20 protein-coding genes are annotated in these 23,963 nt (G+C 70.0%); 6 read left to right on the plus strand and 14 right to left on the minus strand.

All coding sequences use genetic code 11. The annotated features are described in order from the left end of the window. Positions 1-41 precede the first annotated feature (41 nt). Together ACIBBD_RS02350 and ACIBBD_RS02355 are read left to right on the plus strand one after the other, a co-directional pair. Entirely contained in the window at positions 42-1,421 is a 1,380-nt protein-coding gene (locus ACIBBD_RS02350) for a hypothetical protein (protein WP_399417381.1), read from the plus strand. A 129-nt stretch (positions 1,422-1,550) separates the two neighbouring features. After that, positions 1,551-2,102: a DUF4383 domain-containing protein gene (locus ACIBBD_RS02355; RefSeq protein WP_399417382.1), complete on the plus strand. Its 552-nt coding sequence runs from the start codon at positions 1,551-1,553 to the stop codon at positions 2,100-2,102. On the opposite strand, the gene ACIBBD_RS02360 is transcribed toward ACIBBD_RS02355, so the two are convergent. The 3 genes from ACIBBD_RS02360 to ACIBBD_RS02370 all read right to left on the minus strand — a co-directional run bounded on the left by ACIBBD_RS02360 (position 2,103) and on the right by ACIBBD_RS02370 (position 6,901). After that, complete coding sequence (locus ACIBBD_RS02360) at positions 2,103-3,278, minus strand: amidase domain-containing protein (protein ID WP_399417383.1); 1,176 nt, start codon at positions 3,276-3,278, stop codon at positions 2,103-2,105. It abuts the gene before it with no gap. A 114-nt stretch (positions 3,279-3,392) separates the two neighbouring features. Then, positions 3,393-4,676: a hypothetical protein gene (locus ACIBBD_RS02365; RefSeq protein WP_399417384.1), complete on the minus strand. Its 1,284-nt coding sequence runs from the start codon at positions 4,674-4,676 to the stop codon at positions 3,393-3,395. Positions 4,677-4,705: 29 nt separating this feature from the next. After that, positions 4,706-6,901 (minus strand): transglycosylase domain-containing protein, encoded by a 2,196-nt coding sequence (locus ACIBBD_RS02370; RefSeq protein WP_399417571.1) that lies wholly within the window; start codon positions 6,899-6,901, stop codon positions 4,706-4,708. Between the two features lie 286 nt (positions 6,902-7,187). Between ACIBBD_RS02370 and ACIBBD_RS02375 the strand changes: the two genes are divergently transcribed. Then, entirely contained in the window at positions 7,188-7,409 is a 222-nt protein-coding gene (locus ACIBBD_RS02375) for a zinc ribbon domain-containing protein (RefSeq protein ID WP_399417385.1), read from the plus strand. Positions 7,410-7,453: 44 nt separating this feature from the next. Here the strand turns inward: ACIBBD_RS02375 and ACIBBD_RS02380 are convergent, their stop codons facing one another. From ACIBBD_RS02380 to ACIBBD_RS02390, 3 genes are all read right to left on the minus strand, one after another. Then, positions 7,454-8,263: an HAD family hydrolase gene (locus ACIBBD_RS02380; protein WP_399417386.1), complete on the minus strand. Its 810-nt coding sequence runs from the start codon at positions 8,261-8,263 to the stop codon at positions 7,454-7,456. Next, the gene (locus ACIBBD_RS02385; protein WP_399417387.1) at positions 8,263-10,755 is read right to left on the minus strand and encodes a phosphoribosyltransferase; all 2,493 of its coding nucleotides are present in this window, start codon (positions 10,753-10,755) and stop codon (positions 8,263-8,265) included. Before ACIBBD_RS02385 ends, ACIBBD_RS02380 begins: the two co-directional genes overlap by 1 nt. Positions 10,756-10,819: 64 nt before the next feature. Next, entirely contained in the window at positions 10,820-11,986 is a 1,167-nt protein-coding gene (locus tag ACIBBD_RS02390) for an HpcH/HpaI aldolase/citrate lyase family protein (protein WP_399417388.1), read from the minus strand. A gap of 194 nt (positions 11,987-12,180) precedes the next feature. On the opposite strand from ACIBBD_RS02390, the gene ACIBBD_RS02395 reads away from it, so the two are divergent. After that, positions 12,181-12,951: a TerD family protein gene (locus tag ACIBBD_RS02395; RefSeq protein ID WP_399417389.1), complete on the plus strand. Its 771-nt coding sequence runs from the start codon at positions 12,181-12,183 to the stop codon at positions 12,949-12,951. A 52-nt stretch (positions 12,952-13,003) separates the two neighbouring features. Here the strand turns inward: ACIBBD_RS02395 and ACIBBD_RS02400 are convergent, their stop codons facing one another. The 6 genes from ACIBBD_RS02400 to ACIBBD_RS02425 all read right to left on the minus strand — a co-directional run bounded on the left by ACIBBD_RS02400 (position 13,004) and on the right by ACIBBD_RS02425 (position 17,509). After that, positions 13,004-13,741, minus strand: coding sequence for a Tellurium resistance (locus ACIBBD_RS02400; protein WP_399417390.1), 738 nt, complete (start codon positions 13,739-13,741; stop codon positions 13,004-13,006). A gap of 97 nt (positions 13,742-13,838) precedes the next feature. Then, positions 13,839-14,984 (minus strand): DUF475 domain-containing protein, encoded by a 1,146-nt coding sequence (locus tag ACIBBD_RS02405; protein ID WP_399417391.1) that lies wholly within the window; start codon positions 14,982-14,984, stop codon positions 13,839-13,841. A gap of 49 nt (positions 14,985-15,033) precedes the next feature. Continuing rightward, complete coding sequence (locus ACIBBD_RS02410; RefSeq protein WP_399417392.1) at positions 15,034-15,612, minus strand: TerD family protein; 579 nt, start codon at positions 15,610-15,612, stop codon at positions 15,034-15,036. Between the two features lie 100 nt (positions 15,613-15,712). Beyond that, positions 15,713-16,288 (minus strand): calcium homeostasis/redox stress adaptation protein, encoded by a 576-nt coding sequence (locus ACIBBD_RS02415; protein ID WP_399417393.1) that lies wholly within the window; start codon positions 16,286-16,288, stop codon positions 15,713-15,715. Between the two features lie 149 nt (positions 16,289-16,437). Beyond that, entirely contained in the window at positions 16,438-16,896 is a 459-nt protein-coding gene (locus ACIBBD_RS02420) for a peroxiredoxin (RefSeq protein ID WP_399417394.1), read from the minus strand. Positions 16,897-17,071: 175 nt separating this feature from the next. Beyond that, a complete protein-coding gene (locus tag ACIBBD_RS02425) occupies positions 17,072-17,509 on the minus strand; it encodes a DUF3052 domain-containing protein (protein WP_365454746.1) in 438 nt (145 codons plus the stop codon). Positions 17,510-17,928: 419 nt separating this feature from the next. On the opposite strand from ACIBBD_RS02425, the gene aceE reads away from it, so the two are divergent. Both aceE and ACIBBD_RS02435 read left to right on the plus strand, forming a co-directional pair. Next, the gene (gene aceE, locus ACIBBD_RS02430; protein WP_399417395.1) at positions 17,929-20,676 is read left to right on the plus strand and encodes a pyruvate dehydrogenase (acetyl-transferring), homodimeric type; all 2,748 of its coding nucleotides are present in this window, start codon (positions 17,929-17,931) and stop codon (positions 20,674-20,676) included. An 85-nt stretch (positions 20,677-20,761) separates the two neighbouring features. Beyond that, complete coding sequence (locus ACIBBD_RS02435; RefSeq protein WP_399417396.1) at positions 20,762-21,496, plus strand: potassium channel family protein; 735 nt, start codon at positions 20,762-20,764, stop codon at positions 21,494-21,496. A 62-nt stretch (positions 21,497-21,558) separates the two neighbouring features. On the opposite strand, the gene ACIBBD_RS02440 is transcribed toward ACIBBD_RS02435, so the two are convergent. Both ACIBBD_RS02440 and ACIBBD_RS02445 read right to left on the minus strand, forming a co-directional pair. Beyond that, entirely contained in the window at positions 21,559-21,867 is a 309-nt protein-coding gene (locus tag ACIBBD_RS02440; protein ID WP_399417397.1) for a small hydrophobic protein, read from the minus strand. 398 nt (positions 21,868-22,265) lie between these two features. After that, entirely contained in the window at positions 22,266-23,885 is a 1,620-nt protein-coding gene (locus tag ACIBBD_RS02445) for an MFS transporter (protein ID WP_399417398.1), read from the minus strand. Positions 23,886-23,963: the final 78 nt, after the last annotated feature.

Consider the following 23,963-nt stretch of genomic DNA (forward strand, 5'->3'; position numbering starts at 1 on the left):
AATGACTCCGGGCAGGGCGAATCACAGCACGGGAGAGGGATGTGACGGCGACACCAGCGCAGCCGTACTCGCCGTCGGTGCCGCGTGCACGCCTCCGGGTGCTCGGGGACGCCCTCGCCCTGGTCGCCCTCCCGCTCGTCGCCGCCCTCGCGCTGCCCGCCGCGTTCGCCGGCGGCGGTACGCGGCGCTGGTTCGGCGGGCGGGCGGAGGGCCAGCGGGCGGAGGCGCAGGCAGCGAAGGACGCCGCCGCGGCCGCGTTCTACGAGCTGGACACCGCGCAGCGGGATCTGCGGATCTCCATCGAGACGATCATGGCGGTCGACGACTCCCCGGCCGCCCGGCGCGCGGTCGCCGACTTCGCGGCCATCGGCCGGCGCATCGACGAGGCCAGCCACCAGTACATCGAGGCGGTCGACGCCCATGACCTCGACCGGGACGACCTGGAGGCCTCGGCCGCCACGCGGGCGCGCGCCGAACTGACCCGGGCCAAGGACGAGCTGGGCCGCGTCAAGCGGGAACTGGACCGGTTCACCGACGGGCTCGGACCGCTGCTCGGGAAGGCCGAGACCCAGCTGGCCCGGCTGGCGCCCGCCGTGGAGCGGGCCCGGCAGGCACTGCTGGCCGCGTCGAACGCGCTGGACGCCGCACGGGGCACGGGACTGAAGGCCGACGACCTAGCGGCCCGGCTGGCGGCGCTCGCGCCCGAGCTGACCAAGCTCAACCAGGGCGCCGGGCAGCACGGCGTGCCGCAGACGCTGGAGCGGGCCGAGCGGGTATCGCGGGAGGCCGAGGCGGTCCGGGCGGAGGCCGAGCGGCTGCCGGAGCGGGCCGCGGAGATCGACCACCGGCTGGTGTCGCTCCGCACCCGCGCGCAGGCGCTGACGACCCGGGCCGGGCAGGTCGAGCCGGTGCTGAGCGAGCTGCGCCGGCGGTTCACCGCGGCCTGCTGGCAGGACCTCCAGCGCGTCCCCGACCAGGCCGTGGAGCACGTACGGCAGGCCGAGGCGAAGCTGGCCGAGGCGCAGGCCGCGCGGGACGCGCAGCGCTGGCCGGACGCCACCGCGCTGCTGTCGACGGCGCGGGCGCTGCTGAACTCCACCGACGAGGCCGTCTCGGCCGCCGGAGACCGGCTGACCAGGCTGAACGCCGTGCAGAAGGATCCGCGGCAGGAGATCGAGCGGACCCGGTTCGCGATCCGGGACGCGCAGCGGCTGGCCATGGCCGGACGCAACACGCCCGACCCGCGGCACGCGCGTCCGCTGGACGACTCGGTGGCCCGCCTGGAGCGTGCGGTCGCCACGCTGGAAGGCCGTCACCCCGACTACTGGCACTTCCTGACGGAGACGGAGGCCGTGCGGCGCACGGTGGCCGAGGTGGTGGCCCACATCCGTGAGGAGCGTGGGGCGGCGGCCGGCCACTGAGCCACCCCAGCCGTTGCCGCCGGGGCGGGTCGGGCGGATATTTGAGGTACGGACGGCCCTGCGCCGACGGCGGGAAGCCGACGGCACGGACGGCGTCCGCCCGCACGTCCCATCCACCGGGAGGCGTCGATGGCCACCCACGCAGCGCGTTCGAAGCAGCGGCGGAGGATCAAGTTCGACCAGCACCTTCCCGTCGACCACCGCCTGAACACGGTCTACCGGATCGGCGCCGGTCTGATGGGCCTCGGGCTGCTCGCCTTCGGGATCTTCGGCATCCTCGACAGGATCGGCTTCTTCGACACGGGCGGCGACACCGTCTGGGGTCTGAACACCAACGGCGCGCTCAGCTGGCTGTCGGTGGCCGTCGGGCTGCTGCTCCTCGTGGGCATGGTGATCGGCGGGAACTTCGCGTCCACGCTGAACATGACCCTGGGCGTCCTGTTCATCCTCAGCGGCTTCCTGAACATGGGCCTGCTGGAGACGGACTACAACTTCCTGGCCTTCGAGATCCAGAACTGCATGCTCAGCTTCGTGATCGGCATCCTGCTGCTCGTCTTCGGGATGTACGGCAGGGTCGGATCGGCCCTGCCGCACGACAATCCCTACTGGCGGGCCCGCCACCCCGAGCTGGCGGAGGAGCGGGACCCGGACCAGGAGCGGCGGCGGAACTTCCCGGCCTGATCAGGTGCGGTAGGCGTAGTACAGGGCGTTCGGGTACGACGCGATGATGCTCGCCACCGACCTGCTGTAGGTGTTGGTGGAGTGGTACGTCAGGTACGGCACGCCCCGGCTGCGGGACGTGACGATCATCGTGTGGTCCTTCGAGCCGTCCCGGTCGAAGTCCACCTGGAGCACGTCGCCGACGTCCATCTGGTAGACGTTGGTGAGGCTGGTCGTCCGCTTGGAGTTCTGGGCGAACCAGGACCACTCGTTGACGCCGACGAACGAGTGCGACTGGATGTCGGCGTTGCCGAACCACCTGGTGTAGTCGTACACGTAGCCGGGGACGTGCTTCCAGCCGCCCGCCTTCAGGGACTGGCTGACGAAGTTGGTGCAGTCGCCGCCGGCGCCCTGCCCGTTGAAGTCGGGGTAGGCGGGGTTGTAGTTCGACCAGTACTGCTTCGCGTACGCGGCCATCGCCTTGTAGTCCAGGCCGCTCGCGGTGAAGTTCTTCGCGTTGGCCGGGCCGGGGTACGACGTCGACGCCTTGGGCGCCGAGGGCGTGGTGCTGGTGGTGGTCGCGACCATGGGCGCGACGGACGGCTTGGCCGTCTGGTTCACGGCGAGGCCCTCGTCGGTGTCGCGGATGCCGGTCAGCTGCCAGTCGCCCTGCCGGTCGGCGGTGAACGTCAGCTCGTGGTGGGCCTGGAAGCCGGTGGTCTTCGGCTCGTCGCCCCGGACCTTCGCGTAGGTCAGGGTCGTGGTCTCGGTGACCGCGACCGTGGCCTTGCGGCCCTTCACGCGCGTGGCGTCCAGGGTGACGCGGGTACTGGCCTTGCTGTACTTCTCACCGAGCTGCGCGAGGCGGTCCTTGCGCCGGTCCAGCGCGGACAGGGCGGCGTCCTCGCCGCGGGCCGCGCCGGAGGACAGCCGGACGTCCCCGGAGAAGCCATCGGTCAGCGGCTTCTCGCGGTCGTCCTGTCCGTCGTCGACCAGGGCCTCCGTGCGGTCGGTGAAGAGCGCGTCGGCCAGCCGCTGGAAGGTGGCCTTGGTCCTGGCGTCCACGGTGGGGTCGTCGACGACCGCGGCGCCCGCGCTCCAGTTGGGCAGCAGCGCCACTCCGGCGACGAGGGAGGTGGCGGCCGCTCCGAGTATGGCGGCGCGCCGGCGCGTACGGCTCAATTTCCTTGACTTCACTGATGTTTCCCCTCTTGCCCCGGCGGAGGGATGCCGGGGTAGCGCATCCTTGCATGCCATGTGTGGCTGGTGTGAAGGGGGATGCGCCCATGAACCGCGGACGTTACTGAAGCGTCACTGCACCACCGTCGACCAGTCCGGCGACTGGGCCGGGTCCAGGGTACGCAGCCGCTCCAGGGTCTCGGGTTTCTGCACGTCCATCCAGTCGGCGAGCTCCTTGAAGGACACGCACTTGACGTCCTTCTTGGTGCAGACGGTCTCGATGACCTCGTCGACGGCCTTCATGTAGATGCCGCCGTTCCACTCCTCGAAGTGGTTGCCGATGAACAGCGGGGCCCGGCTGCCGTAGTACACGCGGTTGAAGCCGGCCATGTAGGCGTCGACGGTCTCCTGCTGCCACTGGGGGTACTGCGCCGGGTCGCCCTCGGTCTCGCCCTCGGACTGGTTGTAGAGGAAGTTGAAGTCCATGGACAGGCCCTGGTACTTGCCGCCCTCGTACGGCAGCATCTGGAGCGGGAAGTCCCAGATGCCGTTCTTCTTCGTCGGCCAGATCTGGAAGTCGCCGGCGGAGCTGGCGTCGTAGCGCCAGCCGTAGCTCTTGGCGGCCTTCAGCAGGTTCGCCTGGCCCTCCAGGCACGGGGCGCGGCCGCCGACGACCGCCTTCTTGAAGTCGAAGGGCAGCGGGTCCATGTCGGTGTAGCCGGTGTGGGTCTTCCACTTCTCCCCGAAGGCGAAGAACTGGTCGATCTCGCTCTTCCACTCCTCGACGCTCCAGTCGCCGCCGCCCTTCTCGCCGCAGAAGTGGCCGTTGAAGTGGGTGCCGATCTCGTTGCCCTCCTCCCACGCCTTGCCGAGTTGCTCGATCGTGGTGCGGATGTGGTCGTCGGTGGGGAAGCTGATCGCCGCCGAGCCCTTGGGGTGCTGGGGCGGGGCGTAGAGGTCGGCCTTGCTCTTGGGCAGCAGGTAGATACCGGTGAGGAAGAACGTCATGTGGGCGTCGTACTGCTTCGCCATCTCGCGGTAGTGCTCGAAGAGCCCGTCGTCCCCCGCCAGCGCGCCGTCCCAGGAGAAGACGACGAACTGGGGCGGCTTCTCACCCGGTTTGAGCGGCTCGGCCTTCAGCCCGCCCTTCTGCGGGCCGGTGTAGGAGGTGGAGCCGTCCCCCAGCACCTTGGTCTTGCCGTCCCACTCCGGCTCCTTGGTGGCCGTCGCCGCCGCCCTCTTCTGCTCCCCCGAGGAGGCGGTCGGCGCGGTGTCGTCCGTGCCGTTCAGCACCAGGTACCCCGCCGTCAGCGACGCGACGACGAGGAACGCCGCCAGGGTCAGGAACCCCGGATGGGCGGCGGCGGGGCGGCGCGGTTCCGGGGCCTTGCGGCGGCGGCCCGACGGTGACTTCATGTGCGGCTCATTCTCCAGGCGGTCGGTGGTCAGCCGAGCGGGCTCATGGCCCCGGACCAGATGCCGTAGGGGACGCTGTCGTCGGCGGTGCCGGCGACGCCCTCCAGCGGCAGTGGTTCGAGGCTCTTGGCCAGGTCGATGCGGTAGACGACGACCGCGGTCGAGACGGACTTGTGCGTGCCGACGTACCAGGCGGCGGTGTCGTTCTGCGTGGTCCCGGCCTTCCCGGCCACCTTCGCGGTGGCGGGCGCGGCGTCGGGGTGGGCGGTCCGGAAGGAGTCGGTGAGCGCTGAGGTGACCTCCTCGGCCACGTCGGCGCCGACCGCCCGGCGCGGGGTGGGCAGGTCCAGCGGGACCTTCGTGCCGTTGTGGGTGACCTGCCGCACCGAGTACGGCTCGGTGTGCTTGCCGGCCGCGGCGAAGGTGGAGTAGCCGCTGGCCATACGGATGGCGCTGGGTGTGGAGCTGCCCAGGGACAGCGCGGGCACCCGCGCCCCGATGCTGGAGGACAGCAGTCCGGACGCCACGGCGGTGGCGCGCACCTTGTCGAGGCCGGTGTCCATGCCCAGTTGCATGAACGGCGTGTTCACCGACAGCTCCAGCGCCCGGTGCAGGGAGATCTGCCCGTAGGACTTGTCGCCGTCGTTGCTGGCGGCCACCTTCCGGCCGCTGCGGTCCCAGTACGGCCCCTCCGGCGTGGTGACCGGCACGTCGTCGTCGCCGTTGTAGAGCGACTCGCCGGTGACCGGGGTCGCCTCCCCGTCGCGGGACTTGTGGACGCCGTGCTCCAGGCCGGCCGCGTACACGAACGGCATGAAGGCCGAACCGGCCGGGACGGTGGTGGCGTTCGACTCGTTGTAGCCCTGCGTACGGTGGTCGGGGCCGCCGTAGACGGCGAGGATCCGGCCGTCGGCGGCCACCGAGGCGGCCCCGTAGTGCGCGGTCTTCGCGGTCTTCGGGTCGTCCTTCAGTGCCTTGTCGCGGGCCTTGGTGACGGCGTCGGTGAGCTGGGCCTCCCGCTCGCGGTCGAAGGTCGTGTAGATCTGGTAGCCGCCGAGGTCGAAGTCCTTGTCGGAGATCTTCGCGGCCTTCTTGGTGTACTGCGAGGCGAGTTCGACCAGGTAGTCGCTCTGCTCACCGGTGTCGTACAGCGGGTTGCTCTTCAGCGGCTCCGGGAACTTCCGGTACGTGGCCCGCTCGGCCTTCGACAGCTTGCCGATGGCGACCATCCGGTCCAGGGTCCACGTCCAGCGCTCCACGACCCGCTCGCGGTTGGCGCTGCTCAGGGTCGGGTCGTACAGGCCGGCGCCCTTGAGCAGGGCCGCGAGGAACGCGGCCTCGCTGGCGTTGAGCTCGCTGACGTCCTTGCCGTAGTAGGCCTGGGCGGCGCGCTGGATGCCGTAGGTGCCGCGGCCGAACCAGCTGGTGTTGAGGTAGCCCTCGAGGATCTCGTCCTTGCTCATCTGGTTGTCGAGCTTGAGGGCGATCATCGCCTCGGTGAACTTGCGGCGGACCGTCTGGTCCTGGTTCAGGTACACGTTCTTGACGTACTGCTGGGTGATCGTGGAGCCGCCCTGGGTGTCGCCCTGGCCCAGTGTGCGGAACAGGGCGCGGCTGATGCCCTTGAAGGAGATGCCGGGGTCGCTGTAGAAACTCTCGTTCTCAGCGGCCAGCACCGCCCAGCGGACGTCCTCGGGTATGTCCTCCAGCGGCATCGCCTGCCGCTGCACCCAGCCGGTCCGGGCCATGGGCGTCCCGTCGGCCCAGAAGTACACGTTGTCCTGCTGGGTGGCGTACGTGTTGAGGTTGTCCGGGATGTCGGTGGCCGCGTAGGCGACGACCAGGAAGAGGGTGCTCAGCCCCAGGGAGGCCAGCACGCCGCCCAGCCACTGGCGCCAGGAGGGCATCCAGCGGCGCCAGCCGGTGTGTCCCGGCCGCGGGTACTGCGGCCGCATCCGGCGGACGTACGGCGTGACGCGTGCCGTCAGCGGGGCGAGGACGGCGAGCAGGGGGTCGAGACGGTCACGGAATGAGGGCCGGGGCGCTTTGCGCCGGTTTCCCGGAGCACGGGATGTTTCCGGTATTCGGCGGCCTTCCACCTCATCGGATATGCCTTGCCCAGGTATACCCTGTTCAGGTATGCCCTGTTCGGGTATGACCTGTTCGGGTACCCGCAGCTGCATGGTCTCGTCGGCCTTGAAGCCGGCCGGGACCTTCAACTGCATGGTGGCTTCCGGCTCCTGGGGCTCCTCCCCATGCCCCGCCTGGGTCACGATGCCTCCCTCCGCACTCGGTATTGCTCGCGTAGGCAGACGTACAGACGTACGAGGGTTTGACATGGTTGCCGTGAAAACGGCCGCAAACCCTGAATCCCCCCGACCTCGCGGTTCATCGCGGCCCCCTCAAATTACCAGCGCCCTTCGCAAATCCTCCACATAAGAAATCGACAGAAGCCAACACAGTCCAAACTGCCGGGCTCGCACCCGGCCGCACGGGGATTAACCTGGGGTCATGCCTCGTTACGAGTACCGCTGCCGGACCTGCGGCGACACCTTCGAACTGAGCCGTCCCATGGCGGAGTCCTCCGCCCCGGCCGCCTGCCCCGTCGGCCACGACGACACGGTCAAGCTTCTGTCAACAGTAGCTGTAGGTGGCACTGTTTCCGCCCCCGCGCCCAGGACGGGCGGCGGGGGCGGTGGCGGCGGCTGCTGCGGCGGGGGCTGCTGCGGCTGACGGCAGGAGCGCCGAGGGCCGCTGACGGGACGGTCCGGCGGCGGCTATCTCTCGCGGGCGGCCCTCAGGAACTCCCGCAGGATCCGCTCCCCGGCCAGGACACCCCGCTCGGGCAGGGCCGTGATGTGCGGCGCCGCCCAGGCGGCGTCGGCCAGCTCGCCGTGCCCGGGCCGCCAGCCCCGGTCCGCCGCGAGCAGCAGGTCGGCGTCGAGGAGGGAGTCGCCCGCCGCCAGCGTCAGCTCGGCGCCCGTGCGGCGGGCCACCTCGCGCACGGCCGCGCTCTTGGTCAGCGGCTTCGGCACGGCGTAGATCTTGCGGCCCTGCAGGGACACCGTCCAGCCGCGGTTCTCCGCCCAGACCGCCAGCTCCTTCACCCACTCCTCGGGCAGCAGCTCGCGCTCGACGACGAGGTAGGCGAACAGGTCCTCGGCGATGCGCTGCTTGCGCAGCCACACCGGGTCGGCGAAGGCCGCCAGATGGGCCTGCACCTCCGCGAGCGGCGCGCACTCGTCGGCGAGGCGCGCGGTCACGGACGCGTGCCAGTCCGGGTCGGAGACGCCGTCGACCAGCAGATGCCCGCCGTTCGCGGTGATGGCGTACGTCGGCGCCGGGCCCGGCAGATTGATCCGCAGGTACTGCTTGCGGGTCCGGGTGGTCGTCGGCACGAACACCGCCGCGTCCCCGAGTTCGGTGAGCAGCTGCGCCCCCGTCTCCGTCAGGTACGACAGCGGCCGGCTCTCGTGCACCTCCACACTCAGCAGCCGGGGCGCCCGCGCGTCCGGCATGGTCAGCGCGAGGGCCGCCGCGGAGTAGATGAGCGTCCGGTCGAGGTCGCTCGCCACCAGGACCGGCATCAGACCGCCACCGCCTTGCCGTCGGCACCCGTCGCACCGCGCGTGTAGCGCGGGTGGATCAGCCCCACACAGGTGTACGGCAGCTCCGTGACCTCCTCCACCGGTACCCCTCTCTGCCCGGCGAGCAGCCGGACGTGGTCCAGGTCGGCGCCCGCCCCGGCCCGCGCCAGGATCTTCCAGGGCACCCGGCGCAGCAGCACGCGCGTGGTCTCGCCGACGCCCGGCTTGACCAGGTTCACGTCGTGGATGCCGTACTCCTCGCTGATGCGCTCCACCGCCGCCCAGCCTTCCCAGGTCGGTGTGCGGTCGCTCGCCAGCAGTTCCTTCACCGCGCCGTCCACCGCGTCCGCCACCTCCGGGAAGCGGACGGAGACGGCGTCCAGGAAGACGTTCGAGAGGTCCGCGCCGGCGAGTTCGCGGTAGAACTTCGCGCCGTGGAAGTCGTCCGGGCCGACCAGGTCGGCGCGCAGCACCGTCCGTGAGATCAGGCCCGACACGGTGGAGTTGAGGCAGGCGGAGGGGATGAGGAAGTCCTCCCGGGTGCCGTACGTGCGCACACAGGAGCCCGGGTCGGCCAGCACCGCGATCTCCGGGTCGAAGCCGGCCGCGCCGCCCGCCGCCTCGAACTCCTCGATCGCGTCGGCCAGTTCCCGGGTGATGGCGCCCTTGCCGGTCCAGCCGTCGACGAAGACGACGTCGCGCGGGTCGTGGTGGTCGGCCAGCCAGCGCAGCGCGTTGGCGTCGATGCCGCGGCCGCGCACGATGGAGACGGCGTAGTGCGGCAGGTCGAGGCCGTGCCGGTGCTGGGCCCAGCGGCGCATCAGCACACCGATCGGGGTGCCGGCGCGGGCGAGGGAGACGAGCACGGGCCGGGGCGACCGCTCGGCGATCACGGTCTCCGTCACCACGCCCACCGCCTGCGCGAGCCGCGCCGCGGACGTCTCCAGGGCCGCGTGGAACAGCTCCTGGTACTGCTCGCTGGGCTGGTACTCCACCGGCAGCGACTCCGCGTAGTGCGCGCCGCCGCTCTGGATGGCCTCCTCGCGCTCCTCGGTCGGCGCCTCCAGCGTCACCTCGGAGAGGTCCTGGAGCAGCCAGCCGACCTCCTGCGGCGCGTACGAGGAGAAGGCGGGACCGCGGAGGGGCTCGGGCAGCATGGCTGGCCTTTCGGGTACGTACAGCGGCTCGGGGACGTACGAGGGGACGACCGCGAGGACGACATGCGGGGTGTGGGCGGTGAGCTGGGACAGCAGGCCGTCCGGGGCGTGCAGTTCCCCGGTGTCGGCCACGGAGTCCACGACGGCGACGACGGCGTCGAAGCCTCCGCCCGCGACGTTGTAGGCATAGCGCTCGCCGGGGCCGTCGGCCGGGTCGTCGTGCGCCGGGAAAACGATGCGGCTGCGTATCGCGTAGCCGGGGTCGTCGACGGCGAGGACGGGCGAGCGGGTGGTGGTGGAGTAGCGCACCTCGGCCGCCACGACCCGCTCCAGCTCACGCGCCAGCCGCAGCGGCGCGTACATCAGCTCCTCGAAGCCGAGGACGAGCACGCGGCGGGCGCCCTCGGGTATCGCCCCGGCGAGCCGGGCCGCCATCGCGGGCAACGCGCTCTCCAGCCGGGCCCGGTGGCGGGGCGTGAACCCGTGCCGGCCCCCGTCGGGCAGCCCACGCGGCCAGCACAGGTCGACCCGGACGACCCGCCCGCCGCCCGCGGGCGGCGCGCCGTCGGCGCAGGACGCCCCCACAGGCCGGTCGGCCGCCTCCTCGCCGGCGGTGGCCGACTCGTGGCGGGCCACCAGTTCCTGGCCCTTCTCCAGGACGCCCTCCGGAAGGATCACCGTGCCCGAGGCGGCCGCCACCAGGTCCACCCGGGCACCGATCTCGCGGGCGAACGCCTCCAGGCGGCCCGCGTCGGCCGACGAGCGCATGTCGACCAGGGCGACCACGACGTACCGGCGCCGGGGGTAGCGCTCGTGGAGGTCACGGATGGTGTTGAGGACCGTGTTGCCGGTGGAGAACTCGTCGTCGACCAGGACCAGCGGGCCGTCGCCGACCAGCAGCGCCGGGTCCTCCGGAAGCAGCAGGTGGGACGTGGCGTGCGAGTGGGACTCCTCGAAGCCGCCGGCCGGGGCCACGCCCGGCACCGGGCGGCGGGTGGAGTGCAGGTAGGGGGCCGAGCCGATGCCGTCGGCGACGGAGTGGCCGAGCCCGGTGGCGGTCTCCGCGTACCCGAGGACGACCGCCGTCCCGGCCTCCTCGCCCAGCAGGTCGCGCACCCGGCGGCCCAGGGCGAAGCCGTGGCCGTACACCACGGACGGCGACTGCGGGACGTGCTTGCCCAGCACGTGGGAGACGAGCAGGTGCGCCCGCTTGGGGTTGCGGCGCAGCGCCAGCCCCAGCAGGTCCGTCAGCCTGTCGTCGCCCACGAGCCGGACCCCGAGCCGCTCGGCGACCCAACTCCCTGACCAGACCCCGTTGTTCACTGCGTTGTTCATGCGTCCCTATGTCGTGAGGCCCTGTGTGGTGCCCTGTGTCGTGAAGCCCTGTGCCCTGAGGTGTTCAGCCGGGCAGCCCCGCGGCGAGCAGGTCGACGAAGCTGATGTCCTCGCGGGCGACTCCGAAGACCTCCGCGCGCAGCATGGTCCGCTCGGCCCATGCGCGGTGCGGCTTCACCTCGTTCATCTTGTTCGTGTACGCCGACCTCAGCACTCCCCCGCCGCCGCGTTCCGGCCGCAGGATGTCCGCCGCGTCGCTGTACTCCTCGTGACTGACGACGGACAGCGCGTGCACCGCCGGTACGTGCGAGGGGTGGATGCAGGTCTTGCCGAGCAGGCCGTTGGCGTGGTCCAGGGAGATCTCGCGCAGCAGCCCGTCCATCGCGTGCTCGATCAGCTTCTCACGCAGCTCCACGGCCTGTCCCTCCAGGAAGGGGCTGTGCCGCAGCATCGGCTTGAACATGCGCTCGGGGACCCGGAAGTACTCCCACACCGGCCCGGTCACCGTGAACCCGCTGCCGTCGGCCCGTCCCAGCATGTTCACCACGTCCGCTATCACGGAGGCGACGATCTGCACGTCGTAGGCGGTCATGTCGGGGGCGCGGCGCAGACCGTACGAGGAGCAGAAGTCGGTCACTCCGAGGCGCAGCGCGAGGACCCGGCTGCGGTACTTCTCGACCGCGCGGGCTATGCCCTCCAGGGCGTCCACCCGCGACTCGCGGTACATCAGCTCGGGCGTCTCCAGCACGGGCATGCCGAACAGCCGCCGCCCGCTCGCCACCTCGGCGCCCGCCAGCGCCTCCAGGAACGGGATGCCGCGCTCCTCGGTGAACTTCGGGAACACGAAGCCGCTCAGCAGCCGCACCGTGGGCCCGAGACGCCGGACCAGGTCGGGGATCTGCTCGGGCGTGCGGACCCGGATGAAGAGCAGCGGCGGCTCCGCGTCCGTACGTCCCGCGAGGTCGGTGAACTGCCGGACGAGGTTCTCCTCACCCTCCGCCACGTCCTCGTCACCGATGGAGTCCTCCAGGCAGAGCACCATGGACACCACGCCACGCCCGGCCTGCTTGAGGATGTCGTCGGCCAGCCGGGGCCGGGTGGCCGGGCTGTAGAGCGTGGCGCCCAGGGCCGCGGAGAGCAGACGGGCGGGGGAGTCCGCGTCGAAGACGCACGGCTCCCGGTGGAAGAGGCGCTCCCGCACCTCGGGGTCGAGGTGCCCGAAATGACGCATGAAACTCCCCGTGGCGCAAGGTGAGGCGGTGGATTCGGCAAGAGGTGGCCGGTAATAGTACGTAGATACCCGTGTCAGGGGTTCCCACCGGTCATGAATTCCAGGTAACGCGGGCCGGCACAACTGGGTTGGCCGTCGTGCAGCCCGTGTACCCCGCGTTGTCGTGAGCAGAACCGAGAAGGCAGGATGGCCGCATGACGCACGCGATGCTGAAGGGGTCGAACGTCCCGCTGAAGGCCACCACGGTGCGCGCCGTGCTGCGCTGGACACCCGGGCAGGGGGTCCCGGACGTCGACGCCTCCGCGCTGATCCTCGGCCCCGACGGTCGTGTGCGCTCCGACGAGGACTTCGTCTTCTACAACCAGCCCCGGCACCCCTCCGGGAAGGTGTGGCGGCTCGGCAAGAAGCGGGGCGCCGAGGGCCTCACCGATACGATCCAGACAGATCTGGCCGGTGTCGAGCCCGGCGTCAGCCAGATTCTCCTGGTCGCTTCGGCGGACGGCGTCACCTTCGACCGCGTACGTTCTCTCAGCATCCTGCTGTACGACGCGGCGGTCGCCGAGGGCGAGCCGCTGGCCACCTTCGACATCCGTCCGGAGACGGGTGAGGAGACGGCGCTGATCTGCGGCGAGCTGTACCGCCGCGGGGAGGGCTGGAAGTTCCGCGCTCTCGGCGAGGGCTACTCCAACGGTCTCAAGGGCCTGGCGACCGACTTCGGCATCTCGGTGGACGAGTCGGAGGAGGCCGGGGCCGAGGCCCCGGAGCCCACGCCCAGCCTCTCGCAGCCCCTGCCCCCGGAGCAGCCGACCACGACGGTTCCCCCGCAGCAGCCCCCCGCGTCCTACGGCTACCCGGCGAACCTGCCGACGTACGGCTACGGCTACCCGGACGCGCCCCAGCCCACGGGGGCGCCCGCCCAGGAGTTCCGCATGCCGCCGCAGGGGCCGCAGTTCATCGGCCGCTAGACGTACTGGTCACGCCACCCGGCGGCTCACGGGCGGCGGGCGGGCGCGGGCGCTACTTCTCCACCTTCGTCTTGTAACCCCGCCCCCACTGCAGTCCCCACCCGTACAGCCGGTCCAGCTCCGCCTGGAAGCCGTACACGAACTTCACCTCGCGCCGCACCAGCATCTCCCCCTTCACGTTCTCGATCATCACCACCGCGCAGGACCGGGCCTGTGGATGCCGCTCGTCGAGGCCTATCTCGATGCGCGGCCCGTTGCTCGGGTACAGCGTGACGATCGCGTGCGTACGGTCGAACGCCGGCGTCTGGTCGTAGATGTAGACGAACACCAGGAGGCGTTTGATGGTGTCCCGGTGGTCGAGGTTGACGTACATCGTCTCGCCGGACCCCGAGCCGAACCGGTCGTCCCCGCTGAGCTTCACGTACGGCGGTGCGTTGATGTCGCCGAGCAGTCCGCCCAGCGGCTGTACGACGCCCTTGGTGCCGTCGGCCAGCTCGTACAGGCAGCCGAGGTCGAGGTCGACGTTGACCATGCTCTGGCTGTGTCCCATGACCTCCGGCGGGCGCAGCGCCTTGAAGGGGTGGCGCAGCAGGCTCTCCCGGTGGGCGCCGCCGATGTCGGACGTGCGCATCCGCCAGGTCAGGTTGATGCGCAGGTGCCCCGTGGCGGCGTCCTGCTTGGTGAGGGAGACCTGGCTGTGCCGTTTGGTCAGCTCGATCGCGTTGGTCGCCGCGTTGCCCGAGTCGAAGTCGGCGGCCCGGCCGGGCCGCAGTCCGTCGAAAAAGCCCATTCCCGCCCCCAGTTGCGCTGACAAAGACCGGCGGGGCGGCCCGAGGACACGTCCTCGACGGCCGCCCCGCACAGAGCGTTCCTCATCGGAAAGCTGATCACACCCCGGACGAGACCTCAGTCTTGTCGTCCGAGTCGGCTTTTCCCTCGGCCGCCGCGAGCGCGCGGTTGCGGCGCACGGAGGACCAGAAGGACCAGCCGATCAGGACGACGCCGATCATGCCGGTGATGAGCTCGTGGATCTCGTACTGGATGGTGACCAGGAGGATCAGGGCGAGGGCGCCGATGGCGTAGTGCGCGCCGTGCTCCAGGTAGACGTAGTCGTCGAGGGTGCCCTGGCGGACCAGGTAGACCGTGAGCGACCGGACGTACATGGCGCCGATGCCGAGGCCGAGGGCCATCAGGACGATGTCGTTGGTGATGGCGAAGGCGCCGATCACACCGTCGAAGGAGAAGGACGCGTCCAGGACCTCCAGGTAGAGGAACATGAAGAAGGCGGCCTTGCCGGCCAGGACGACCGCCGACTTGGGCTTGCCCTCGCGCTCGGCCTTCTCCTCGGCCTCGTGCTCGCGCTCCTCCTCCTCTTCGAGCTTGTCCTCGAAGAAGCCGGAGAGGCCTCCGACGATCATGTAGGTGATCAGACCGGCGATGCCGGAGATGAGGACCGTCTCCGCCTTGTCGACGTGCGTGCCGCCGTGCTGGTGGGCGTGGGTGGCGAAGGTCATGGCGGAGATCATCAGGATGATCAGCGCGATGCAGACCGACAGCATGTCGATCCTGCCGAGCTTGGCGAGCGGCCGCTCCAGCCAGCCCAGCCACTTGATGTCCCGGTCCTCGAAGATGAAGTCGAGGAAGATCATCAGCAGGAACATGCCACCGAAGGCGGCGATCGACGGATGGGCGTCCGTGACCAGCTGCTGGTAGCGGTCCTTGTCGGTGAGGGCGAGATCGACGGCCTCGATCGGGCCCATCGAGGCGCTGACCGCGACGATGACGACGGGGAAGACCAGTCGCATGCCGAAGACGGCGATGAGAATGCCGATCGTGAGGAAGATCTTCTGCCAGAAGGCACTCATCTTCTTCAGGATTCCGGCGTTGACCACTGCGTTGTCGAAGGACAGCGAGATCTCGAGGACGGAGAGGATCGCCACAACACCGAAAGCGGTCCACCCCCCGTAGAGAACCGCCGCGACGAGGCCGAGCGCGGTGACCGCGAACGACCAGCCGAAGGTTTTCAGAACCACTGGCTACCCAATCCTGTATGTACGGGTCTCCCCCGCGCCGTACTCGGCTTTACGAAACGTTGACTCCGAAGTCTAGAGCGATGCCCCGCAAGCCCGACGCGTACCCCTGTCCGACCGCACGGAACTTCCATTCGCCCTGGTGGCGATAGAGCTCGCCGAAAATCATGGCCGTTTCGGTGGAGGCGTCCTCGCTCAGGTCGTACCGCGCGAGTTCCTGGCCGTCGGCCTGGTTGACGACCCGGATGAAGGCATTGCTGACCTGGCCGAACGTCTGGCCGCGCTCGTCGGCCAGGTGGATGGAGACGGGAAAGACGATCTTGTCACAGTGGGCCGGGACCTTGGACAGGTCGACCAGCAGCGACTCGTCGTCACCGTCGCCCTCGCCGGTGAGGTTGTCGCCGGTGTGCTCCACGGAGCCGTCGGGGCTCTTGAGCTGGTTGTAGAAGACGAACCACTCGTCGCCCAGGACCCGGTTGCCGGCACCGCACAGCAGCGCGCTGGCGTCGAGGTCGAAGGGGGCTCCGGTGGTGGAGCGCGCGTCCCAGCCGAGGCCGACCATCACCTGAGTGAGGTTCGGCGCGACCTTGGACAGGGAGACGTTTCCTCCCTTGGCGAGCGTGACGCCCATGATGCTGGTCCTCCCCTAGGTCTTGCCTCTTCGGTTGTCCTGCGCGTCCGGCGCCGCCCGTAAACGGTGCGGCGCCGGACGGTGAGCGGTCGGCTCGGGATCAGACGTTGACGCCGAAGTCCTGCGCGATGCCGCGCAGGCCCGAGGCGTACCCCTGGCCGATGGCGCGGAACTTCCACTCCGCGCCGTGCCGGTACAGCTCGCCGAAGACCATCGCGGTCTCCGTCGAGGCGTCCTCGCTCAGGTCGTACCGGGCGATCTCGGCGCCGCCGGCCTGGTTGACGACGCGGATGAACGCGTTGCGCACCTGGCCGAAGGACTGCTGGCGGTTCTCGGCGTCGTAGATCGAGACCGGGAAGACGATCTTCTCCACGTCGGCCGGGACACCGGCCAGGTCCACCTTGATCTGCTCGTCGTCGCCCTCGCCCTCACCGGTGAGGTTGTCGCCGGTGTGCTCCACGGAGCCGTCGGGGCTCTTGAGGTTGTTGAAGAAGATGAAGTGCGCGTCGCTCGCGACCTTGCCGGAGTTGTTCAGCAGCAGCGCGCTCGCGTCCAGGTCGAAGTCGGTGCCGGTCGTGGTGCGCACGTCCCACCCCAGACCGACGATGACCGCGGTCAGGCCCGGGGCCTCCTTGGTCAGCGATACGTTGCCGCCCTTGCTGAGGCTGACTCCCACGAGTCCTCCATTGGTGTCCAGGGGCGGGGAGCCCCGTCGTGCGTCGGATATCGGATCAACGAGTCGATCCTAGTGACGGGTTCCCGCCCCTCGCAGGCCCTGGAACCGAAGAATCCCAGGGTGTCGGGCTCGGCGCGAAGGGCCGGGTGTCAGAGGGAGTCGAGCGCCGAGACGTACTCGTCGAGGTCGCGCGCGTCGGGCAGCGCGTTGACGACGGTCCAGCGCACGACGCCCTCCTTGTCGATGACGAAGGTGCCGCGCACCGCGCAGCCCTTGTCCTCGGCGAAGACGCCGTAGGCGCGGGAGACCTCGCCGTGCGGCCAGAAGTCGCTCAGCAGGGGGTACTCCAGACCCTCCTGCTCGGCGAAGACGCGCAGGGTGTGGATGGAGTCGTTGGAGACGGCGAGCACCTGGGTGTCGCGGTCGGAGAACTTCGGCAGGTTGTCGCGCACCTCGCACAGCTCGCCGGTGCACACGCCGGTGAAGGCGAAGGGGTAGAAGAGCAGGACGACGTTCTTGCTGCCGCGGAAGTCGGACAGCTTCACGGTGGCGCCGTGGTTGTCCTTGAGCTCGAAGTCAGGGGCCTTGTCGCCGACCTGGATCGCCATCGTCGTGGAACCCTTTCGCTGGGGTTTCGCTGGGGCCGTTGCGGCGTTCGGGTGAGACCGCCACCCGGGCACGCCGGAGACAACCCTACGCAGCGCTCACGACGCACTCGCGGACGGGCCGACTGCCGGTCGGCCCGTCCGCGGCGATGAGACCGGGGTTTCTACCTCGACGAGGTCACTTCTTGGACTTTGCGGCCTTGGGCGTCACCAGCCGGCTGCCGCTCCAGTCCTTGCCCACGCTGACGCTCTTGCTGGCCGACAGACCCGCCGTCGTCGCGGCTTCAGAGATGTCACTCGGCTCCACGTACCCCGCACGGCCTGTCTTCGGCGTGAGGAGGAGGATCGAGCCGCCTTCTTCGATGTACGTGGTGGCGTCCACCAGCGCATCCGTCAGGTCGCCGTCCTCGTCGCGGAACCACAGCACCACGGCGTCGGCCACGTCGTCGTAGTCCTCGTCCACCAGGTCGCTGCCGATGACTTCCTCGATGGACTCGCGGAGCTCCTGGTCGACGTCGTCGTCGTAGCCGATCTCCTGGACCACCTGCTCGGGCTGGAACCCCAGCCTGACGGCAGGGCTAGTCCGCTCCTCCGCGTGGTCCGCGGTCGCGCTCACGGGTTGCCTCCTGATCATGTTTCGGGAATAACTCAGCCACGCGCGTGCGCGAAGCATTGGCCGTAGTCCACACGGGCGGGGCGGATCGCGCAAGTACCCGGCGGTTCAGACCGCCGAAACGGTGACGATCCTGGCCGTGTCGACGCAACTCCAGGCACGCGATCAGGGCCTCGGGTGACGTGCACCACACCCATCTGCCCTGTTTGCGCGTTTGGGAATCGTGTGGGGGTACGAGTTTCGAACTGATACCGGTTACCTCTCGGTAGAGATGACGTTTGCGCGCCCGAGGTACACGATGGGGATCGGTGCAGGCAGACGGAAGAAGCAGTGGAACCCCCATCAGACCACCGAGCGGGACATCCAGCGAGACAGAGCCCCACCCCCAGCCCCACACAGCCCTCTGACAGGTAAGGAACAGCGTGGCTTCCGGATCCGATCGCAACCCGATCATCATTGGCGGCCTTCCGAGTCAGGTTCCTGACTTCGATCCCGAGGAAACCCAGGAGTGGCTCGACTCCCTCGACGCCGCCATCGACGAGCGCGGCCGGGAGCGGGCCCGCTATCTCATGTTGCGCCTGATCGAGCGGGCCCGCGAGAAGCGCGTGGCCGTGCCCGAGATGCGCAGCACGGACTACGTCAACACCATCCCCACCAAGAGCGAGCCGTTCTTCCCCGGCAACGAGGAGATCGAGCGGAAGATCCTGAACGCGACCCGCTGGAACGCGGCCGTGATGGTCTCGCGCGCCCAGCGGCCGGGCATCGGCGTCGGCGGCCACATCGCCACCTTCGCCTCCTCCGCGTCGCTCTACGACGTGGGCTTCAACCACTTCTTCCGCGGCAAGGACGAGGGCGACGGCGGCGACCAGGTCTTCTTCCAGGGCCACGCCTCCCCGGGCATCTACGCACGCGCGTTCCTGCTCGACCGGCTCGGCGAGCAGAACCTCGACGCGTTCCGCCAGGAGAAGTCGAAGGCGCCGTACGGCCTGTCCAGCTACCCGCACCCGCGGCTGATGCCGGACTTCTGGGAGTTCCCGACCGTGTCGATGGGGCTCGGGCCGATCGGCGCGATCTACCAGGCGCGGATGAACCGCTACATGCACGCGCGCGGGATCGCCGACACGTCGAAGTCGCACGTGTGGGCGTTCCTCGGGGACGGCGAGATGGACGAGCCGGAGTCGCTCGGCCAGCTGACCATCGCCGCGCGGGAGGGCCTGGACAACCTGACCTTCGTCGTCAACTGCAACCTCCAGCGCCTCGACGGCCCGGTGCGCGGCAACGGCAAGGTCATCCAGGAGCTGGAGTCGGTCTTCCGGGGCGCCGGCTGGAACGTGATCAAGCTCATCTGGGACCGTACCTGGGACCCGCTGCTCGCGCAGGACCGCGACGGCATCCTCGTCAACAAGATGAACATCACGCCGGACGGCCAGTTCCAGACGTACGCCACCGAGACCGGCGCCTACATCCGCGAGCACTTCTTCGGCGACGACCACCGGCTGCGCGCCATGGTCGAGAACATGACCGACGACCAGATCCTGCACCTGGGCCGCGGCGGTCACGACCACCGGAAGATCTACGCGGCGTTCAAGGCGGCCGTGGAGCACAAGGGCCAGCCGACGGTCATCCTGGCCAAGACCGTCAAGGGATGGACGCTGGGCCCCAACTTCGAGGGCCGCAACGCCACGCACCAGATGAAGAAGCTGACGGTCGCCGACCTCAAGGGCTTCCGCGACCGGCTGCACCTGCCGATCTCCGACAAGGAGCTGGAGTCCGGACTGCCGCCGTACTACCACCCGGGCCGGGACTCCGAGGAGATCCAGTACATGCACGACCGGCGCCGGTCGCTCGGCGGGTACGTGCCGACCCGTGTCGTGCGGGCCAAGCCGCTGCCGCTGCCCGACCCGAAGACGTACGCGACCGTGAAGAAGGGCTCCGGTCAGCAGTCGATCGCCACCACTATGGCGTTCGTGCGGTTGCTCAAGGACCTCATGCGGGACAAGGAGCTCGGTAAGCGGTTCGTGCTGATCGCGCCGGACGAGTACCGCACGTTCGGCATGGACTCGTTCTTCCCGAGTGCGAAGATCTACAACCCGCTGGGCCAGCAGTACGAGTCGGTCGACCGTGAACTGCTGCTCGCGTACAAGGAGTCGCCGACCGGGCAGATGCTGCACGACGGCATCTCCGAGGCCGGCTGCACGGCCTCGCTGATCGCCGCGGGCTCGGCGTACGCCACGCACGGCGAGCCGCTCATCCCGGTCTACGTCTTCTACTCGATGTTCGGCTTCCAGCGCACCGGCGACCAGTTCTGGCAGATGGCGGACCAGTTGGCACGCGGTTTCGTGCTCGGTGCGACGGCCGGCCGGACGACGCTGACGGGTGAGGGGCTCCAGCACGCGGACGGCCACTCGCAGCTGCTCGCCTCCACGAACCCGGGCTGTGTCGCCTACGACCCGGCGTTCGGCTTCGAGATCGCGCACATCGTGCAGGACGGTCTGCGGCGGATGTACGGCGAGACCGCCGACGGCAAGCCGGGCGAGGACGTCTTCTACTACCTCACCGTCTACAACGAGCCCATCCAGCACCCGGCGGAGCCGGAGGACGTGGACGTCGAGGGCATCCTCAAGGGCATCCACCGCTTCAGCGAGGGCACCTCCGGCGCCATCCCGGCGCAGATCATCGCCTCGGGTGTCGCGGTGCCGTGGGCGGTGGAGGCGCAGCGGATCCTCGCCGAGGAGTGGAACGTGCGCGCCGACGTCTGGTCGGCGACCTCGTGGAACGAGCTGCGGCGCGACGCCGTGGCGTGCGAGGAGCACAACCTGCTGCACCCGGAGGAGGAGCAGCGGGTGCCGTACGTGACGCGCAAGCTCACCGGGGCCGAGGGGCCGTTCGTGGCCGTCTCCGACTGGATGCGGTCGGTGCCGGACCAGATCGCGCGCTGGGTGCCGGGCACGTACCAGTCGCTGGGCGCGGACGGGTTCGGCTTCGCGGACACCCGCGGGGCGGCGCGGCGGTACTTCCACATCGACGCGCAGTCGGTGGTCCTCGCGGTGCTGACCGAGCTGGCGAGGGAGGGGAAGGTCGACCGGTCCGCGCTGAAGCAGGCCGTCGACCGGTACCAGTTGCTGGACGTCGCGGCGGCCGACCCCGGGGCGGCGGGCGGCGACGCCTGACGCCGCGGTCCCGGCTCCCGGTCGAGGGGCGGTGAGGTCCGGCCTCGCCGCCCCTCGGCGTACCCGGGTTCCTTACGATGCGGGCATGCGCGAACCAACTGCTCAGGCCCGGTGGGAACAGCGGACCCAGCAGCCCCTGCTGGCACTCGCCGCGGTGTTCGCCGTCGCCTACGCCGTGCCGATCGTGGACCCGTCGGCCGGGCGGACGCTGACCGCCGTGTGCGTGGCGGTCGAGTGGGTGGTGTGGGCGGCGTTCACGGTGGACTACGCGGTGCGCCTGGCGCTGGCGGAGAACCGGTGGCTCTTCGTCCGGACGCACTGGCTGGACCTGTGCGCGGTCCTGCTGCCGCTGGTCCGGCCGCTCAAACTGCTGCGGCTCGTGTCGACGCTGCTGCTCGTGGGGCAGCGGGCGCGGATGGCCTCACAGATCCGGGTGACGACGTACGTGGCGGGGGCGGTCCTCGGACTGCTGGTCTTCGGGTCGCTCGCCGTGCTGTCGGTGGAGCGGGACTCGCCGGACGGGAACATCCGCACGTTGGGTGACGCCCTGTGGTGGTCGTTCACGACGATGACCACCGTGGGGTACGGGGACCACGCGCCGACGACCGGGCTGGGGCGGATGATCGCGGTCGGGCTGATGCTGTCCGGGATCGCGCTGCTGGGTGTGGTGACCGCGAACATCGCCGCCTGGTTCATCGAGCGGTTCGAGAAGGACGACGTGGAGGAGCGGCAGCAGACGGAGGCGATCCAGGCGCTGACCGACGAGGTCCGGGCGCTGCGGGCCGAGGTGGCGGCGCTGCGGCGGCCCGTCGAGAAGTGATCCGGGCGCCGCCGGGGGTGTCGGTCGGCACCCCCGCGGCACTCCCGGCCGGGATCGACGGCCTACAGCAGGCCGTTGCCCGGGCCGGCCGCCCCCACGAGCCAGATGAGCGCCAGCAGCGTGTCGATGGCACCCAGCACGAGGGCGACCAGGGCCGGGACCGGGCGGTCGCCCGCCCAGGTGCGGCCCATGGCGAGCCAGCCGCAGACGATCGCCACCGGGCCGAGGATGATCCCCAGCACGAAGAATCCGGCGATCGCGCAGATGACTCCGATGATTCCGAGCGTCGCGCGATCCGGCCCGGTCCGTGACCCCATCCGGCCACGTGAGCGGGGGTACCTGCGCGTTCCGTGTCCGAAGCCCGCCATCATCAACTCCCAGAACCCCGGGGTTGGTTGGAAGTGACTCGGGGTTCGGTGTCCGGGTACCCCGCGTGCGGCGGTTATGCCCGCGGCCGGCCCGGGCCGTCGGCGCGCTGTCCCCCTCCGGCAGCGCGCCGCAGCCCTGGCCGCCCTCCCATCCGGAGGGCTTGACCCACTGTGACCTGTGGCGCGTGCCGGAGGCGAGGGACCTTTAGCCTTGTCACCCTGATAGGGGAACTTGGTTGAAATGCCGTCAGGTTTCCCGGTCGTCCGGCCCCCCGGATCCGGCGGATCCGGCGGATCCACCGGCCCTCCAAGATCCCCGGATCCCCCGGGTTCCCCGGATCCCTCGGATCCGCCGGGCTCCGGACCCGGGATCCCACGGATCCACCCGACGGTGCGGGCCGTCAGATGTGGCCGACGCCCGCGCCCGCCTCCGCGTTCTCGCCGCGCTTGGTGAGCAGGGCGACGAGGACGGCCACGACCGCCACGCCGGCCGCGACCAGGGACGCGAGGCTCATGCCGGAGATGAAGGTGTCGTGGGCGACGTCCGTGATCTTCGCGGCGATCGCCTCCGGGGTGCCCTTCTCCACCGGCGCCACACCGACCTGGACGGCCTCGGCGGCCTGGTCCAGTTGGGCGGGGGTGAGCTCGGGCAGGCCCGCGTCCTTCCAGTTGACGGGCAGGTCGCTGTCGACCTTGGAGGCCATCACGGCACCCAGGACGGCCGTACCGAGGCTGCCGCCGATCTGCATCGCGGCCTGCTGGAGACCGCCGGCCACACCGGAGAGCTCCATGGGGGCGTTGCCCACGATGACCTCGGTGGCGCCGACCATGACCGGGGCGAGGCCGAGGCCCAGGAGGGCGAACCAGACGGACATGATGCCGCTGCCGGTGTCCGTCTCCAGCGTGGACATGCCGTACATGGCGATCGCGGTGGCCGCCATGCCGCCGGCCAGCGGGATGCGCGGGCCGAACTTGGTGATCATCGCGCCGGCCAGCGGGGACCCGACGATCATCATGCCGGTGAGCGGGAGCAGGTGCAGGCCCGCGTCGATCGGGCTCATGCCGTGCACGTTCTGCAGGTAGAACGTCACGAAGAACAGGCCGCCCATGAAGGCGATGGCCATCAGCACCATCAGCACGACACCCGCGGACAGCGGGACGGAGCGGAAGAGCCCCAGCGGGATGAGGGGCTCCTTGACCTTCGTCTCCCAGACGGCGAAGAGGGCGAAGCCCACGACGGAGGCGAGGATGAACGCCCACGTCTTGCCGTCGCCCCAGCCCCACTCCGGGGCCTTGATCAGGGCCCAGACCAGGCAGAACATCGCCGCCGACAGCAGGGCGATGCCGAGCAGGTCGAAGGAGCGCGGGGCGTTCTCGGCGCGGTGGTCGAGCAGGATCAGCACGCCCAGGACGAGGGCGATGGCACCGACCGGCACGTTGATGAAGAACACCGACTGCCAGTTGACGTGCTCGACGAGGACGCCGCCGAGGATCGGGCCGCCCGCGGTGGAGGCGCCGATGACCATGCCCCAGATGCCGATGGCCATGTTCAGCTTCTCGGCCGGGAAGGTCGCGCGCAGCAGGCCGAGCGCGGCCGGCATCAGCAGCGCGCCGAACAGGCCCTGGAAGACACGGAAGGTGACGACCAGCGCGATGCTGTCGGACAGGCCGATCGCGCCGGAGGCGGCGGCGAAGCCGACGACTCCTATCAGGAACGTCTGGCGGTGGCCGAAGCGGTCACCGAGTTTGCCCGCGGTGATCAGGGAGACCGCGAGGGCGAGGAAGTACGCGTTGGTGATCCACTGCACCTCGGCGAAGGTGGCACCCAGGTCGCTGGCGATCGCCGGGTTGGCGATCGCCACGATGGTGCCGTCGAGGGCCACCATCATGACCCCGACGGCGACAGTGATGAGCGTGAACCACGGGTGGCCGCGCAGCCCCTTGGCCGGTGGCTGGTCCGACGGAGTGAGCGGCGGCTTGCCGCCCGGCCCCGTCGTGTCGATGGTGGTCTGACTAGTCATACGATCGAGGCTAGTGACAGCCACTGACAGTTGACAAACCAATTCACTAGTCGGTAACTGTCACGTCACTCGCCCTTG

Source organism: Streptomyces sp. NPDC051315 (genome assembly GCF_044455165.1).
Classification (GTDB): domain Bacteria; phylum Actinomycetota; class Actinomycetes; order Streptomycetales; family Streptomycetaceae; genus Streptomyces.